The organism is Oligella urethralis DSM 7531, assembly GCF_000372065.1.
GTDB lineage: Bacteria > Pseudomonadota > Gammaproteobacteria > Burkholderiales > Burkholderiaceae_B > Oligella > Oligella urethralis.
Genome location: NZ_AQVB01000024.1, coordinates 1 through 16,990 on the forward strand (window position 1 = coordinate 1; position 16,990 = coordinate 16,990).

The 16,990-nt window shown below is 44.2% G+C and carries 9 protein-coding genes, 1 tRNA gene and 1 rRNA gene; 9 read left to right on the forward strand and 2 right to left on the reverse strand.

Annotated elements, in window-relative coordinates; genetic code table 11:
* The first annotated feature begins 94 nt into the window (after positions 1 to 94).
* Positions 95 to 208, forward strand: a 5S ribosomal RNA gene (rrf, locus tag A3GA_RS0110145).
* An 81-nt stretch (positions 209 to 289) separates the two neighbouring features.
* Positions 290 to 366, forward strand: a tRNA-Met gene (locus A3GA_RS0110150).
* Positions 367 to 799: 433 nt separating this feature from the next.
* On the opposite strand, the gene A3GA_RS0110160 is transcribed toward A3GA_RS0110150, so the two are convergent.
* The gene (locus A3GA_RS0110160; protein ID WP_018027298.1) at positions 800 to 994 is read right to left on the reverse strand and encodes a recombinase family protein; all 195 of its coding nucleotides are present in this window, start codon (positions 992 to 994) and stop codon (positions 800 to 802) included.
* 43 nt (positions 995 to 1,037) lie between these two features.
* Entirely contained in the window at positions 1,038 to 1,808 is a 771-nt protein-coding gene (locus tag A3GA_RS0110165; protein WP_018027299.1) for a Fic family protein, read from the reverse strand.
* 492 nt (positions 1,809 to 2,300) lie between these two features.
* On the opposite strand from A3GA_RS0110165, the gene A3GA_RS0110175 reads away from it, so the two are divergent.
* The 7 genes from A3GA_RS0110175 to tssI form a co-directional block, all read left to right on the forward strand.
* A complete protein-coding gene (locus A3GA_RS0110175) occupies positions 2,301 to 3,050 on the forward strand; it encodes a DUF3540 domain-containing protein (RefSeq protein WP_018027301.1) in 750 nt (249 codons plus the stop codon).
* Between the two features lie 275 nt (positions 3,051 to 3,325).
* The gene (locus A3GA_RS0110180; protein ID WP_018027302.1) at positions 3,326 to 5,656 is read left to right on the forward strand and encodes a type VI secretion system Vgr family protein; all 2,331 of its coding nucleotides are present in this window, start codon (positions 3,326 to 3,328) and stop codon (positions 5,654 to 5,656) included.
* A gap of 20 nt (positions 5,657 to 5,676) precedes the next feature.
* Positions 5,677 to 6,066, forward strand: coding sequence for a DUF4150 domain-containing protein (locus tag A3GA_RS0110185; protein ID WP_018027303.1), 390 nt, complete (start codon positions 5,677 to 5,679; stop codon positions 6,064 to 6,066).
* A 27-nt stretch (positions 6,067 to 6,093) separates the two neighbouring features.
* Complete coding sequence (locus tag A3GA_RS11640; protein WP_018027304.1) at positions 6,094 to 8,436, forward strand: type VI secretion system Vgr family protein; 2,343 nt, start codon at positions 6,094 to 6,096, stop codon at positions 8,434 to 8,436.
* A 6-nt stretch (positions 8,437 to 8,442) separates the two neighbouring features.
* The gene (locus tag A3GA_RS0110195) at positions 8,443 to 11,052 is read left to right on the forward strand and encodes a DUF2169 family type VI secretion system accessory protein (protein WP_018027305.1); all 2,610 of its coding nucleotides are present in this window, start codon (positions 8,443 to 8,445) and stop codon (positions 11,050 to 11,052) included.
* Positions 11,042 to 12,145, forward strand: coding sequence for a pentapeptide repeat-containing protein (locus tag A3GA_RS0110200; protein WP_018027306.1), 1,104 nt, complete (start codon positions 11,042 to 11,044; stop codon positions 12,143 to 12,145). Before A3GA_RS0110195 ends, A3GA_RS0110200 begins: the two co-directional genes overlap by 11 nt.
* Positions 12,079 to 16,990, forward strand: a 4,912-nt coding sequence (tssI, locus tag A3GA_RS11645; RefSeq protein ID WP_244264061.1) for a type VI secretion system tip protein TssI/VgrG, incomplete at its 3' end; no start/stop codon positions are given. The genes A3GA_RS0110200 and tssI, both read left to right, overlap by 67 nt.

Genomic DNA, 16,990 nt, shown 5'->3' on the forward strand with positions numbered 1-16,990 from the left:
AAAAAACACCTCATACATATACGCAACTCCAAAAATAACACCATGACATCTCATTGTGCTTCTTCCTAATTGCTAAACAGCAGTACAAGCTTCGCTTGACGACCATAGCAAGGTGGACCCACTCCTTCCCATCCCGAACAGGACAGTGAAACGCCTTAGCGCCGATGATAGTTGGATTCGCTCCTGTGAAAGTAGGTCATCGTCAGGCAATTTATTCAGATGTGATAGACTTCTAACAGGTCGCCATACTTGTTATTAAAACAGAAGTCTGTTACTATCAATACTCTAGCGCGGAGTGGAGCAGTCTGGCAGCTCGTCGGGCTCATAACCCGAAGGTCGTAGGTTCAAATCCTGCCTCCGCAACCAGATTAAAACGACTGATATTTATTTATCAGTCGTTTTTTTTCGTCTACTTAATAATGTGGTATGGAAATCTTGAGCGTAAGTGGCCGATGAGCATCGATAGGCATTAGGCTAGTTGATTGATTAAGTATTGAGTGATGTCGTCTTTAGTCATGTAACTTCCCATGTAAAATACTTCCATGAAGGATATCGGATTAGGGGAAGTTACACAAAATTATTTACAGGCTCGAACATTGCGTAAAAAATGACATCTCAATCTCAGAAAGTTTTATTTCACTATCTAGAATCCAATGAGAGACTTTAATTGCATGTTCTTTAACATACTCCCAGTTTTTCCATTCATCAGCAATTGATTTGTACTCCGACAGATCAACATCATCCAAGTCATACGGCAAAGGGTTGGTTAGCTGTGCCATTAATTGTTGTAATATGATTTTTAAATTTCATCAATTAAGCCTCTTACTCCTCTGAGAACCTTGCGAGCTGAAAGGGTAGAGTCATAGCCATCAGCCACGCCAGCTATTTCGATACCTCGGTACGCTAATCTTCTCACAATCCGTTCTTGCTCAACTTGATCTCTTGAAAGCCTATCAAGTCCTTCCAACATCAAAACGTCATAGTTTCCAGCCATCCCTTCAGCTTACATGCTTCTGCCACCGGGTTAGGCTTCAGTGTTAGCGTTCTTTCTCATTACTGAAGTAATGCTCAAACTTAATTAGCCATTCAGGATCTATTACTGATAGCGTTTGTTTAATTGAGTTTTCCACTTCTTCAGTAACTAAATTTATGATTAACGAATAATCACCGTTATCAGCAGCAATCAACGCTTCATAATACGTATCTTTATCATCACTTTTAATGATGGCCATTGGGTAACCATGCTTCATTAATTCGGTATTCATGATAAGCCTACCCGTGCGACCATTGCCTTCAATAAATGGATGAATCGCTTCAAACTTGGCATGAAATTTGGCAATCTTTTCAATGGGGTGGGCTATATCAGTGTGGTATGAATTAATGAGCTCTTCCATTTTGGGAGCAATTAAATATGGCTGGGGTGGCGTATGCGGAGAACCTGCTATTGTGATAGGTATGTGACGATAAACACCAGCGTATTGATCGTCTTTTGTTGATTTTAATAAGATAGCATTAAATTTTTTGATATAACCTTCACTTAATGGTTCTTTTTTATCAATAAGATCCATCATGTAATTAATCGCTAAGCGATGATTATTTACATCTAAAAAATCTTTAAACGGTTTACCCTTAACAGTAACACCTTGCTCTAGGAATACCCGAGTTTCAACCAACGTTAAGTTATTACCCTCAATTCGATTGCTTTCGTGGTTGTATCTTAGTGCAAAATCATTAAATAATGAGCGTACTGTAATTTCAGATAGTGGGCGGTGACTATCTAGAAATTTTTTTAATTGGTCTACGTACATTGTTATTCCTTTGTCGTTTAGTGCCATTAGTTTAGCTAAATTATTTATTCGCTGCACAGATGTTATCTACTACCTTGTAATGCTTGGCGTTTGGCGTAAGGATCATAATAAATTTCTTTTAAATGCGTTTTTTCAAAAAAACACACAATAGCAATGATGGAAAGAACAATATTTAAAATGTACTCGTAATCCATGCCTTGGTGGGCGGATCGATTTGTTAAGGTTCCTGCTGATGAGCAAGCGTTTATTCCTCTGCCGGAATAACAATTAACACCACAGCTCCGGTTCGCTCAATGGGTCGAGCCGGAGCTGTTGCGTATTCGGCAAAATTTGTGCCGGCTTATCTATGCCAAGCCTTCTTGATAAGATGTTCATATTCATATCCTCAGCTTGTAATGGCTGCAATAAATCTGCAACCATCGTGTAATAAACTAATAAGTCTATTTTTTTGCGCTCAATGAATAAGAGCGTTTATGGTAGGAATTTTCACTTATGAATACTAAGTCTGGTACGCAGAGCACATTGACCAATCGATCACTTTACCAAAGCCCGAATACTCAATCCGAGCCATTAGCACCTGCGGCTGGTGAGTTGGAGCAATTATTGCGTACTCACCAGATGCCCGCCTCTACAAGTAAGCCTTTGCATACCTTAGCGGAGGTCACTGAAGTGCTTGAGGATGAAGCCGGTGTAGCGCGAGCCTATTCGGTAAAGGTGGAAGGCCTTCAGTATTTGTGTGAAAAGGCGGCTAGTTGCTTACTGATACCGAGTCCTGGCGACAGTGTATTAATCAGTGGTCCTGATAGTGAGCATTTGTATATTATTGCCATTATTAAGCAGGCGCAACCGGAGAAGGCTGAGTTGCAGTTCCAAGGGCATTTGACGCTTCGTTCGCAACAATTGTCTCTGCAGGGCACAGAAGCTATGAAACTTCAATCTGCCCATGTCGAGATGGAGGCGCAGACGGCACAATGTGTGATTGATCGTGCGGATTATGTAGGTAAAGAGTTGCGCTCTACTATCAGCATAACCCGTCTGGTCGGTAAGGTCTATGAGGTGATCGTGGATAGGCTATCACAGATGAGTCGCAGCACTTTCCGTATTACCGAGCAAGTGGAACAGGTGCGCGCCGGTACGATGGATTATCAAGCCGAAGATAGTGCGCGTATTCATTCTAAATATACGATGGTGACGGGTAAAGACTTGGTCAAAGTGGATAGTGATCAAATCCATATGGGATAAGATTGACGCTACCTTAGATATCACATTTGTGTTCACTAACTCTCGCATAAAAAAAGTATCAATTTATTACCTTTTAGACTTGGACGGGTGTTTGTGTTAAGTGTTGTTACATCAAGTGTATGACATCATGCGTTTGCCACAATTTCGTCATCAATCTGCAATAAATGTGATCTAGACTTCTTTCCTGAATAAAACTCTATCTGAAAAGACTACTCAAGCGTTGTTGTTGTTGAGTGGTTTTTTGTTTTCTCGGAAATAAGATGATGAATAGACACATGAACGCGATCACTGCTTTGGGTGATGAGCTGAAGTTCAAGTCACTCTCCGGTCAGGAAAGACTATCTGATTTATTTCATTACCGCGTTGATTTGGTGGCAGCGCAGTGTGATTTGGACTTGGAGCAATTGCTTGGCACGATGTTGGAAGTGCATGTAGAGATAGATCAGGGTAAACGTTATTTTCAGGGTTTAATTACCCAGGTTCAGTATTTGAAGCCTGCCGATATTAATGATAGAGAGCATATTTATCGTTTTGAAATCCATCCGTGGTTATGGTTGGCAACACAAAACACCGATAATCGTATTTTTCAAAACTTGACTGTCCCCGATATCATCAAAAAAGTATTGCTTAAATACCCCTTTAGTGTGGATTGGCAGCTTCACGAGGATTATCGCGAGTGGCCTTATTGTGTGCAATATGATGAAAGCGATTTCCAGTTTATCAGTCGTTTGATGGAGTTGGAGGGGATCTATTATTATTTTGAGCATAAAGAGGGTGAGCATCAACTAGTCTTGGTGGACAGTACCATGGCGCATAAACCATTCTCAGGTACTGAATTCAGTATTAATTATTACTCCGACGATCAATCGCAGCCTTCTCATGGTCCTATTCTACGTGATTGGGCTTTTGCGGATAGTCTGTATAGTAATAAGCACACGATGGTCGATTACGATTTTGAGAAGGCTTCCGCTAAATTGGATGTGAGTTATTCGCTGAGTAAAAATAACGGCAAGACAATGGAGATTTATGATCCCTTGCCGGGTTATTTTGAGTTGGATGATGGCGAGAAATATGTTCGTGTCGCCGCCGAAAGTGATGCATGGCGTTCGCAGACTTGTACAGCGTTCAGCAATTATCCTCTATTAAGCTGTGGGCATATTTTTGAAGTTGCACGACTGCGAGCAGCTCAAAACCCCTATCTGATTATTGCTACGGAGTTTCATCTGGAAGAAAACTCCTACGCAACGGATGGCGGTGGAGATGCGGAAAAGCATCAAATAGAAGTAAAGCTTACTGTCATTCCTCATCAAGCGCAGTTCAGAGCCCCCAAAGTGACCCCTATCCCCAAAGCACAAGGACCGATGACGGCCAAAGTGGTCGGTATTCAGGGAGAAGAAATTTGGACCGATAAATATGGTCGCATTAAGGTGCAGTTTCACTGGGATCGTGAGGGTCAACAGGATGAAAACAGTTCTTGTTGGTTGCGTGTCTCCAGTCCGTGGGCTGGTGGTGGATTTGGGGGTGTGCAAATCCCGCGTATTAAGGATGAGGTAATTGTAGGCTTTGTTGGTGGACAATTGGATCGTCCGATGGTGGTGGGGCGGGTATACAATGCGGAAAATATGCCGGCTTTGGAGTTCCCTGCCAACGCCACACAAAGCGGTACGGTGACGCGCTCCAAATTTGGTGATGCGTCAACTGCCAACCAAATGCTATTAGAGGACAAACCGGACGCCGAGATGCTAAGCTTCCAGGCGCAAAAAGATATGGATGCGTTGGTCAAAAACAATGAGGACATTAATGTCATCGGTCAACAGATGGGTGAGCATGGTGGCACCACTAATCTGAGTGTGGGCGGCTTTGATGACAATATTTTTAAAGCAGTTTCGACGATATTAAACCAGGCCAATCAAGAGCGCACCATACTGGGTAAATCGGATGAAACGGTTAGAGGGCCGCGTAGTCATCAAATTGGCAGTAATGCCGTGATTAATATGCAGCGAGGTTTTGTGCAAAATGTGGTCGGCGGACAGGCGAGTTACACCTACGGAGCTGGTCGCGATCGTACCGTCGAAACGGATTATACCCATATGGCACAGAGTTCGGTGACACGTAAGGTTTCTGGAGATGAAAGTTCTACCGTGGCATCGGGCTACAGCAAAACAGTGACTGGCGGGCCGATGAATATTCAAAGTGGACCGGTGAATATCCAGGTCTCCGGTGAGACAGTCATTAATTCTACAGCGAATCATCAGAGTAAGGCAGGTGCCAATGTCACGCTGATGGCACCCGGTTTGACACAAGTAGCTCCTACCGTGATTGAGCAGTCCCAAACGGAACTTGTGCTTAGTTTGGAAAAAGATCTACTGGCGGTGCAGAGTACGAGTAGAGGTGCATTTAGTTTAGGTTTCAATGGGCTCAATGAGTCCCAACAAATCAATAAATTTGGAATGGCGGGAGTCAAACTTGGGGGGATTTACAATCAAAATGAGTCCAGTCAGTTAAAGGGTGAAGTTATGGGAGTCAAATTAAAAATCGTCGGTTCAAAAGGTCAGGAGGTTGCCTCTAAAAATCAGCTGACCGGAATTACGATTGATAATCCATAGAGGTATTTAAAGGAGTTGAAATGTTTGCTGCGAATCAATTGTTCGGTATCGATTTCGCTTTTCCCAATGTGTGTAAAACCCCTGCGATGGTACCAGTTCCGTTTCCCGATATAGGTTTTGCGATGGCGGCGATACCGGTGGCCGTCAGCATTTTATTTAACAATGCTTTTGCGCACAATTTGGCCACTAAAATACCGTTAACAGTAGGGGATTTTCCAGGTGTCGCATTGGGTGTAATTTCAAATACGGTTTCTTCTGTCAGTCGCCGCATTTTTTTGAACTCGTACACAACCTTGCTGTTTGGTTCTCCTGCTAATCGTATGTGCGCAGGAGGGCCACAGAATCGTACGAATACGATTGGTTTTTGTTTGTTGACAGGTTGTACTCATATTTCCATTTTTGCTGGATAGGCTATTTTATAGACAATAAAGATTATCATGAAAAAAATCTTTAAAATCAGCGGTTCTTTTGCCGAGCAGGAATTATTATTTCGTTCCTTAAGTGGTGACGAAGCGATTTCTTCTTTGTATGAGTTTCAATTGCAATTCCTTTCAAAGGATATCGGTTTTGATGCGAAGGCACTCATTGGCGAGGAAATCACTCTTAATGTCGAGATTGAGGGTAAGCGGCGTTATCTGAGTGGTTTGGTGACCCGCGTTAAACGTATTGCTCAGGAAACCTTGACAGAACGTTACTTTATTTTTGAGGCTAGTATCCGTCCTTGGTTATGGCTAGCAACCCAAAATAATCACTATAGAATCCATCAAAAGAAAACGATTCCCGAAATTATTCGTGAAACGCTTGAGGACTATCCTTTTGAGTTGGAGTTTAGAACCAGCGGCAGTTACCGTCAATGGGGTTACTGTGTGCAGTACGATGAGACGGATTTTGAGTTCATCAGTCGCTTGATGGAGCATGAAGGGCTGTATTATTGGTTTGAGCATTCGCAGGCTAAGCATCGATTGATTATTGCCGATGACCGTCATCAGCACAAAGCGGTGGCTGCTTATGACAGCATGAAGTTCTATGATCGACGCAGTGGTCTGGATCACGAGGAAGGGCATTTTTATCAATGGCAACCACGCTTAAGTTTGTCACCCAATAAATATGCGGCGGTTGATTATAATCTTAACAAACCAAATGTTAATTTATCGGTGCAAAAAAACTCTTCGCAAACGCACCATCATGGTGTACCTTTGGAGATTTATCAAGCCATCGGTGATTATGCCGAGCTAGAGGATGGGGAACGTTACGCCGCCATCAATATTGAAATCTTTGAAGCACAGCGTAAAACGGTGCAGGCGCTTTCCAATAGTCCTTTACTGAGTGTGGGAGAGTTGATTAGCTTGGAACGCCATCCGGACAGAGCACAAAATCAGCAGTATTTGATTACTGCCATTCATTATGATTTGGCGGAAGCGGCTTATGCGACTAATGAGGAGCAAAAAGCGCATTCGAAATGTGCGGTTAAATTAATTCCCGCCACAGTGCAATATCGTCAGCCCAAACTCACTCCAATTCCATACACCTATGGTCCCCAGACAGCAGTTGTCGTGGGGCCGCAAGGGGAGTCCATTTGGACCGATGAATACGGTCGTGTGAAAGTGAAGTTTCATTGGGATAGCGCCCAAATTGATGATGGTGACAGCTCATGTTGGGTGCGTGTTTCAAGTCCTTGGGCAGGAGGTGGTTTTGGCGGTATGCAGATTCCTCGGGTCAATGAGGAGGTGATTGTTGACTTTTTAGGAGGTCACCCCGATCGTCCTGTCATTGTTGGACGTCTTTACAATGCTGACAATATGCCTCCTGTGGAGTTGCCGGCTAATGCTACGGTGAGTGGTTTTCATACACGCACTAAGGATGGAACTTCTGATCAGGCTAACTCCGTACTATTTGAAGATGCTTTGGGCAATGAGTTGGTGAAAATGGTTGCTCAGAAATCAATGGATTATTTTGTTAAAAACGACAGTTCACACAACGTGGGAGGTTCTTCGGCGACCAATATCGGTGGTGCTCATCATTGGTCATATGGTGGTATGCACACGAAGAAAGTTGGCGGTAATGCGGCATATCAGCATGAAAGTGGTCATACGCTAACGGTGAGTGGTAACAGTACAGATACCGTGCACCAACGTCAGCGCCGTAGTTATACCGGTCCTAATACGGAGACTACAGGGGGTACGGAGCAATTAACTGTAGCAGCAGAACCGGCTATTCATTCCTATGATAGTGGTTATAAGCAGAGTATTACTGGAGTACGTAAAGATACAGTGGCTGCAAATAAACATAGTATTTTTCAGGATGCTGAAGTGGTGCAAGTTGCGGGTTCCACAAAGCTAACGGTTAGTGGAGGCGAAATGAACCAAAATGCACAAAGTATCGATGTGAAAGCAGGAGATTATTCCCTGCAATCAGGCGCTTCAATTACCGATTTAAGTGCGAACTATAGTAGTGAAGCGGGAGCCACAGAAACACAGCTAAGTATGGAGAATAGTGTCTCTGCCGTTGCACAAAAGATTGAAACGATCACTTCTTGTTATTTGGGTTTAACAGTGGTCGAGGGGAAAGCTGCTATTAATGTCGTAGATTATAGTGGGGTCAAGATTAATGCTAACTTTATAGAGGATGCGCATCAGGCCTCAAAAGCAGCATTGATGGGTGTGCAAATTAAAGTTGTGCACAAAGTGGATGATATGGAGAAGAATGCAGGCAGCTTGATAGGTATTGATTTGTCGAAAATGAATCTGACACAGTTGCATGGCATTGCTCAGAAGTTATAAGGAATTATGAAGATTACCAAAGCAATGCCGCTCAGTCTGCAGGTTCGCCCTTATCGTTGGCGCAGTCAATCGCGGCTCGGTTTAAGTGTATTGGTCATGGTGGACGCATCGGATGTCAGCCCCATACTAGAAACTGAAAGCACGTTATGGGATGTCGCAAAAAGTCATATGGATTGTGGCGGAGTACTTGAGTACGGTGTGCCTAAAGTGCATCCGGAGTTTCTCGTGTCCGGTGTCGCGTATAGTGCTTTTGCCGAGCAAAAAAATGAGTTAGATGTGACGGTGCGAGTCAATGATAAGCAGCGTACTTTACGAGTTTTTGGTGAGCGTCATTACAAAGATAAAAAAATCAGCCCGGCCGCTGATTTTAAGGAGATGCCATTAAGCTGGGCTAACAGTTATGGTGGTGAACAGTATCCGGATAATCCGGAGGGCAAGGGATGGATTGATCCGAATAAAAGCCAATCTTCTGATCGTGTGGCGATGCCCAATGTGGAGAACCCTGAGGATTTGTTGAGCGAACCGTCCTCAGAGCATCGAGCGTATAATTTTGGTGCCCAATCTATGATGTGGCCTGTTCGTTTCAGTAAGGTGGGCAACTATAGTGAGGAGTGGAAAAAAACCGATTTCCCCGGTTTTTTTCCGGATATGGATCCCACGATGTTTAACGCTGCACAAAGTGAGCAAATTTGGTCGGAGTTGAGTGAGTTGCCTATAAACACCGAGTTTGCAGTGCGCCATATGCATCCCAATAAAGCGTTATGGCATGGGTGTGTGCCGGCTTGGCGTGCCCGCTGTTTACTGAAAATGCAAAAATCCCCGAAGGATGAAATTATCACCCAGGAAGCTTTTTTGAAGCTTAAAACTTTGTGGTTAATTCCGCATTTGGAAAAGTATTTGTTAATCTTTCAGGAATCCGTGCCCTGCTGGCATGAAGATGGTTCTGATATTAAGCATGTGTTAGCTGCTTTAGAGTGGGTGCATTCAGCTAAAGAACAAACGCATTATCTGGAGTTTATGGAGGAGCGTGAAGAGGTTGAGCGTTCGGCACTATTGGCTTATTCGGATGAGGATTTGTTGCCGGAAAATGTGCAAACCCACGGTTTCGATTCTAAACCCGGTGATTTGGGACCTATGAGTGAAAAACTGCATAAATTGCAGCACTATATGCGTACGATTACGCGTGAACATTTGGCAACGATGGGTTTGCAGGCGGATGAGTATTTGCCGGAAGAAGTCGGGCCTCAACCACGGGCAGATCTGCGTTATTTACCTGAACAGCAGCGTTGGCAAGATCAGAGGGTTGAGCAATTGCGTGAGCATTTCAGACAAGTAAAGGAAGCGCGACAGCGTTATGTGTTGAGTGGTGGCTTGGATACTGAATTAAATGAGTTAACCGGTTCAGATGCATTATTTGACCGGATCCGTGAGGACGCCGGACGCGTCAATATTAATAAGGCTACAGAGCAAAGTCGATTAAGTCAACTGAATCGGATGCAGACGAAGCAGAGTGCGCAAGATGAGATGCGTTTGCACAAACTTGAGAAAAAAATGTGGTCCCTGAGCGCACATTATGAGCAAGGCAAATACGTTTTAACGCAGAGTCCTTTGGAAGGACGTGAGCGATTATTGGACAGAATAGCGCATGGTGAGTCTGTCGAAGCGATGGATCTGAGCGGTATAGATTTGTCAGGTTTGTGTTTTAAGGATATGGACTTTTCTCTTGTCCTTTTTAAGGGAGCTAATCTTAGTCAAACCAGTTTTGAAAATTGTCGTTTTGGGGAAACAGCTTTTTGTTTTGCCACATTGCAGGGAGCGCGGTTCAAGGATTGTCGGTTTGAAGGAAGCAATCTTAATCAATGTCATTTTGAGCGAGCAGTTTTCGAGAATTGCCGGTTTGAGAAGTTGATGTTGAGTCAGTTGGTATTTGCAGAGTGTGAACTAAGTTCTTGTCATTTTAATGAGAGCATGTGGCAAAAATTTGAGCTTATTGATTCAAGATTAAATCATTGTGTAGCGGATGGTTTCGCATTATTGGAATCCCATTTGCGAAACTCCAGTTTTGATGAGTGCGAGTGGTTGCGCTGTGCTTTTACGGAATGTCAAATTTCACAATGTGATTTTGAGAATAATTACATTTTCCGCATGGCTTTAACCTATGTAGAGTTGGGGCAGGTGAGTTTTAAATCCTCATGGTTGGAAGCGTTGGCCATTGTCACTTCTCAAACTTTGCTTGGGGTGGATTTTTCAGACACATTTATTAAAAACAGTTGTATGCGGGGCTTGAATTTTGAGGCTTGTCAATTTGACCGTGCCATTGTTGAAAATAGTGAGTTTTCCACTTCAAGCTTTAAAAATATCACTGCTGTCGCAATGGAAGTGCCTGACGCCACCTTTGTGCGTACGCGTTTTGTTGCTGCGGATTTCACCGATGCGAATTTGACGAATGCTTTTTTTACTCATGCGGAATTTTCAGCAGTTAATTTTACTCGAGTAAATTTTTTCCGATGTGATATGGGTCAGACTAAAGTGCATAGTGATTGTATTGAACATGAAAACTACTTGAAGCAGATTCAGCTGGAGCCAAGTCAAAGAGAGGCAGTAAATGGAGTTTGATCAGGCCTTATTGCAAGAATGGTTGGCTAATGGTGTGCCGATCCGCCATCTGGACTTCTCTGGTGCTGTCTTTGAACAATGGGATTTCTCGGGGGTGGTTTTTGACCAGGTTGATTTTAGTGGAGCCCGTTTCATCGATGTGCATTTCAGTCAAAGTGTTTTTAATGACTGTAATTTTAAAGGAGCTGAGTTTCATTCGTGCCATGCCAATATGGCGTTATTTAATGAGTGTCAGTTCCAAAGTGTTCAAATGTATGACTGTTTCTTGCCCAACGTGAAATGGCAAGCATCAATCCTTGATGGGAGTGTGGTCCAGCAGAGTTATTTAAGAGAGGCCGCCTTTTTGAATTCTTCATTGCAGAAGGTAAGTCTGACCGGATTGGAATTAAGTGAGACCCTTTTTGCTAATACCACTTTTAAAGAAACGCAGTTGAGTCAGTGTCAGCTTTATAAATCAGTTCTTTATGACTTGGATTGTCGTGAGCTTACACTGAATTGTTGTCAGTTAAAACATATTGTTTGGGCTAAATCAAATTTAAGTGGCAGTCATTTTGATGAGCTAGATCTCAGTTTGTGCGTTTTCACTGAATGTGATTTGAGTTTTGCTTCATTTAGACAAAGTCAATTAGCCCAAGCTTCTTTTAAAGGAGCTAATCTTAGTCATGCTAATTTTGACGGTGTGCAAGCGCCTTATGGCATTTTTGTCGAGGCTCATGGAACAGAGTTAAGCGCCCGTTCTGCCCAGTTCAGACAAGCAGTATTTGTTGAGGCGAGTTTTGAAAAAGCTAACTTTGAACACAGTGATTTGGCCATGAGTGTCTGGCAAAAAGCCGGCGCCGTTAATAGTTGCTTTGATCACTGTGACTTGGAGCACGCTGATTTTTCATTTAGCAATTTAAGTGGCAGTACCTTTGCCGAGGCCAAGTTGCAGCAAACGCGTTTTCATCGTGCTTTAAGCGATCAGCCCGATCTAAAAAAACGTGCAGGCGCCTTGGAAAAAGATGAGGCCTTGTTTGAGGCTGAGTTATGGTCCGAGCAACACCGTCAACCCTCCCGTATTTCCCCGAATATTTCAGCACTGAAAAGGTCTTAGTCATGAATCGTGTCGTCAATCTTACCACTCTCTTTGCCGAACGCTTGCGATTCCTCTCACTGCAAGGCAGTGAGCAGTTATCTGCTCTCTTTGAATACCGGATTCAGGCCGTGTGTGAGGATTCGCCCATTGAGCAAAGCCAATTACCGGGCACTGATGTGACGATTGAGATTGATACCGGCGCACAACCTCGCTATCTGAACGGTATGGTCAGAGAGGTTCGTTTAGTCAGCGAGAAATTGGTCAATGAGAAGAAGTATTTTATTTACGAGCTCTTTGTCGTACCACAACTGTGGTACAGCACCCAAGCAAAGAACAGTCGTATATACCAAGAAATGTCCGCCCTTGATGTAGTGCGTGAGGTGTTGGAATCCTATGACTTGTTGATAGAAGAGAAATTGATTGAGTCTTATCGTAAGTGGACCTATTGCGTTCAGTATGACGAGACCGATTTTGCCTTTATCAGCCGTTTATTGGAGCATGAAGGGATTTACTATTGGTTCCGTCATGAAGAGGGGAAGCATTATCTGGTATTGAGCGATTACAAGGAGAGTCACCCTAAGTTGCCGGTTAACAGCACGGCTTTCTATTATGCTGAAGATGAAATGGTGTATGCCAAAGAACAACATATTTTTGATTGGCAACCGGGGGGACAATTAACAGCAAATAGTTACGCTACACAAGACTATAATTTCGAAAATCCACGAGCTGATTTAAGCGGTTTTAGTTCGCGTTTAACACAGAAAACGGGCATGGATTTAACGGTTTATGAGCCATTTGGGGGCTATGTGTCAGCAGACGAGTCGGCGCATTATGCCCGGGTGCATTTGGAGTCGATTCAGGCATTGCAGGACTTTGCTGAAGCACGCACGCGCTTACGAGATTTAGCACCCGGCTATATCATGACATTGCAGAATGCACCATTCCCCAACGATAACGGGGACTATTTGGTGATTAAGGTCACTTACGATATTGTCATGGAATCTTATGTTTCCGGTGCGGATGAGCAGTATTATTTTGAAATTGCAGCGACGTATATACCTAAAGACACACAGTTCCGCGCCCCACGAATTCATCAGGAACCTAAAATGGGAGGTCCTCAAACAGCGGTGGTGACGGGGCCAGCCGGTGAGGAAATCTGGACGGATAAATACGGTCGAATTAAAGTGCAATTTCACTGGGATCGTGATGGGCAATTGGATGAAAACAGTTCCTGCTGGGTGCGTGTTTCATCACCTTGGGCGGGCTCGGGTTTTGGTGGTGTGCAAATTCCTCGCGTGGGCGAGGAGGTAGTGGTGGACTTTGTGGATGGTCAACCGGACCGCCCGGTGGTGATTGGTCGAGTCTACAATAATTTAAATATGCCACCAGTGAATTTGCCCGATGATGCTACCCAGAGCGGCTTTTTTACGCGCAGTAAAAATGGCGATGCCAGTAATGCCAATCGCTTGATGTTTGATGATCGTCCAGGTGAGGAAATGCTCTCTTTTATCGCTGAGCGCGATATGAATACCCTGGTTAAGGATAAGCAAACGCAGAAAATCGTCGGTAATGTGGTGTCCGCCATTGCCGGCTACCGTTCTCATACTGCACACAGTACTTCGGATGTGGTATTGCATAGTGGAGGTCAAGCCCGTTATGAGTCGGATCACCAGCGCACCATTGATACACAACTGACCGAATCCATTGGTGGTAATTTGCAGGAAGATTACTTGGATGGGGTGGATGAGATGATTACCGGTACCTTCGATAGTACGGTATCGGGAGCAGCAACGCATACGGTGCAGGGCTATCATTTAAATACCCAAGCCTTAGATGATGAAGAGGTTAATGGTAGTGTCGAGCAGACGATTGGTGCTTCTGAAACGGTGACGATAAAATCATCCTCCAGCCTGCAGACTGCCTCTTTGGATTGGAGCACACCTAGGTTAAATACGAATGCAGAGGTGTCCGATACGAAGTTGCAATCAGATGGAAATATCAATATATGTTCAGCTTCGGAGGTAACACAACAAGCTTCCGGTCAATTGTCGAGGAAATCATCTCTTGCTTTTAAAGGACACTTGAGCTATCAGAACATGACCGTTTCGCATCAAAAGGATGTGCCTTTTAGTCTGACTTTTACAGGTGCGAAGGAAACTCTTGCTGCTAATGCTTTTTCCCGAAACATTGTAGATATTGGCCTTTCAGCAAATGCAAGAAGTAATCAGTTTGTTGCAGCTAATGTGATGGGCGTGAATTTACAGCTGGTTGGTCACGAGAGTAAATCCGGTATTTCATCAACTGAGCTGGTTGGTATTCTTTATAAAAAAGGTTTTAAAAAATGGTTGAATGGCGCTGGACCGGCTTTTGTTTCAGCAATGCAAAGCTTACGCAATAAAATGGGTGGCGGTAAAGGCGGCAAAGGCGGTAAAAATTCTGGAAGGGGCAGGAAGAAAAAGCCAGAGAAGGCGCCTAATCGTTGCAAAAGCTGTAGAAATCTGTCACGTTCCCAGATCATGGCAGGGGGGGCGATTGCGGCTGCGGCTGGTGTAGGCATGGCAGTCGCTGCTTCCGTTAATTCCATTGATTTTGCGTTGGGTGATGAGTCTTTTACTCATGTGGACTTCAGCTTGCCCGGTGTGATGCCAATCGTATGGGCACGGCAATACCGTTCTAATTGCTATGCTTATGATGAAGAAGGGGCTTTAAGTGCTTTGGGACCACGTTGGAATACGCCCTTATTGCAGTACATTTATCTGGAGGAAGGTGTACCAACGCTCGTCTCGAACGAAGGGCGATTAACCACTTGTCCTCAGGCTCTACCATTGCAACAAGAAATTTACGATCGAAAAGAAGAATTATTCTGGTCTCAACCTGCGCCAGATCGTTTACAAGTGCGTGCTAAAGATCACAGTACTCTGTTGTTTTTGCAAATGGGCTCGGTCTATCGTCTGACGCAGTTACAAGATGCTCAGGGTAATACGCTAAAGTTGTATTATGATGAGCGTGCACGATTGTTGCGCATTGAAAGTGACTTATATACGGTACATTTCCGTTATACCGAGCAGGATCGAATTAAAGATATCTTTTACTATGAAACGGATGCCGCCAGTGGTCGTAAAAGAGAGCAAGTCTTGGCTTCGTACCGTTATGATGAAGAAGGTAATCTTATCGAAGCCACTGACCGTTATGGTTTAAGCAACCGCTACCAATATCAAGCGCATCACTTGATTACGCGCTACGAAGATAAAACAGGTCGTGGTGTAAATCTGGCCTGGATAATGGATGGTGAGATTGGCCGATGCGTGCACGAGGCGTGCGATGATGGTTCAGAGGCCTTGTCTCTGCGCTATGATCGGGAAAATCTGAGCACCTACGTGACGGATGCTTTGGGGCAAACGACTAAGTACGTTTTTAATGCTGAAAACTACTTAATGTCCATTGCCTATTGTGATGGTACCACGCGCATCAATGAGCGTGATGAATTTAACAATATCACTCAGGTTAAGTATCAGGACGGTACGGTCAGTCGTTTTATTTACGATGCCTTTGATAACCTGATAGAGGTGGTGCAACCGGATGGTACGCGGATTCGTTACGGTTATGATACGGATAATCATCTGATTTTGCTGGAAGAGCCGAATGGCAGTCAATGGCATCGTGCTTATAATGCGCAGCATTTGGTGGAGGCGGAAACGGATCCTTTGGGTCATGTGACACGTTATCAATACAATAGCAAAGGTCAAATTATACGCATCGAGGATGCCAAAGGCGGTAACAAGCATGTCGGTTATCACGTCACGGGCGATGTGGCGTGGTTCCGCGACTGTTCTGGCAAAATGACCAAGTGGGATTATGACTTCCTGGGTCGTTTAATTAAACTGACCGAGGCCAGTGGCACCACCGAAGAGTACAGTTATGATCGCTATGGTGAGCTTGCTAAAGTAGCACGTAGTGGTGTTAATCCGATTTATCTGGAGCACGATGCCGAGGGTCGTCTACTTAAGTTTATCGATGGTTTGGATAGGGAGACGGCTTATCGATATAATCCAGCAGGTCGAGTACAGGCGCGTATTGATGCCTTGAATCATACGGTCAATTATCGCTACGATCCATTGGGACGCTTAGCGGAGCTGGTTAATGAAAACGACGACAGTTACCGCTTTACCTACGATCCGCTGGGTCGCTTAGTACATGAGCGTGCCTTTGACGGGAAAGAAAAGCAGTATCACATCAATAAGCAAACAGGCCGTTTAGAAGGTGTGACCTTTGAAGATCAGAGCATCGCTTATGAATACGATGTGATGGGGCAACTGACGAAGGTGCTCAGTGCCGATGAAGTGCGTGAGTTCGCCTATGATGTAAACGGTCGTTTGGTATTAGCTAAAAACCCGCATTCTTTAAATCGTTTTATTCATGACGCCTTAGGGAATGTGGTGGAAGAGACGCATCAGTATGATGTGTTCGACCATCAAGTCACCAAGCAGTGGCGTTACCAGTACGATGAATTATCCAATCTGATTTGCACGCTCCGCCCCGATGGTCGTGAGGTGGATTATTTGCGCTACGGTTCGGGGCATTTGCACGGCATGCTCTTGGATAAAGAGCGCTTAATTGATGTGGAGCGTGATAATAATCACCGTGAGATAGCTCGTCATTGGGCGCAAACGATGTTGCAAACGACGATCTACGACGAGGCCGGTCGTTTGGCGCAGCAACATATCCAGTCTGGTCAGTATGTTAAACAGAGCATTCTGCAGCGTGATTATCACTATGATGGAGCCAATCAATTAACCGGCATTAAGGACAGTCGTAAAGGGGAGTTAAGCTATCAGTATGATCCCCTTGGTCGTTTGCTTAAGG

Bases quoted from the DNA above. Each gene is read 5' to 3' on its own strand.
- A3GA_RS0110160 (WP_018027298.1), bottom strand. From the start codon at position 994: ATGGCTGGAAACTATGACGTTTTGATGTTGGAAGGACTTGATAGGCTT.
- A3GA_RS0110165 (WP_018027299.1), bottom strand. From the start codon at position 1,808: ATGTACGTAGACCAATTAAAAAAATTTCTAGATAGTCACCGCCCACTA.
- A3GA_RS0110175 (WP_018027301.1), top strand. From the start codon at position 2,301: ATGAATACTAAGTCTGGTACGCAGAGCACATTGACCAATCGATCACTT.
- A3GA_RS0110180 (WP_018027302.1), top strand. From the start codon at position 3,326: ATGAACGCGATCACTGCTTTGGGTGATGAGCTGAAGTTCAAGTCACTC.
- A3GA_RS0110185 (WP_018027303.1), top strand. From the start codon at position 5,677: ATGTTTGCTGCGAATCAATTGTTCGGTATCGATTTCGCTTTTCCCAAT.
- A3GA_RS11640 (WP_018027304.1), top strand. From the start codon at position 6,094: ATGAAAAAAATCTTTAAAATCAGCGGTTCTTTTGCCGAGCAGGAATTA.
- A3GA_RS0110195 (WP_018027305.1), top strand. From the start codon at position 8,443: ATGAAGATTACCAAAGCAATGCCGCTCAGTCTGCAGGTTCGCCCTTAT.
- A3GA_RS0110200 (WP_018027306.1), top strand. From the start codon at position 11,042: ATGGAGTTTGATCAGGCCTTATTGCAAGAATGGTTGGCTAATGGTGTG.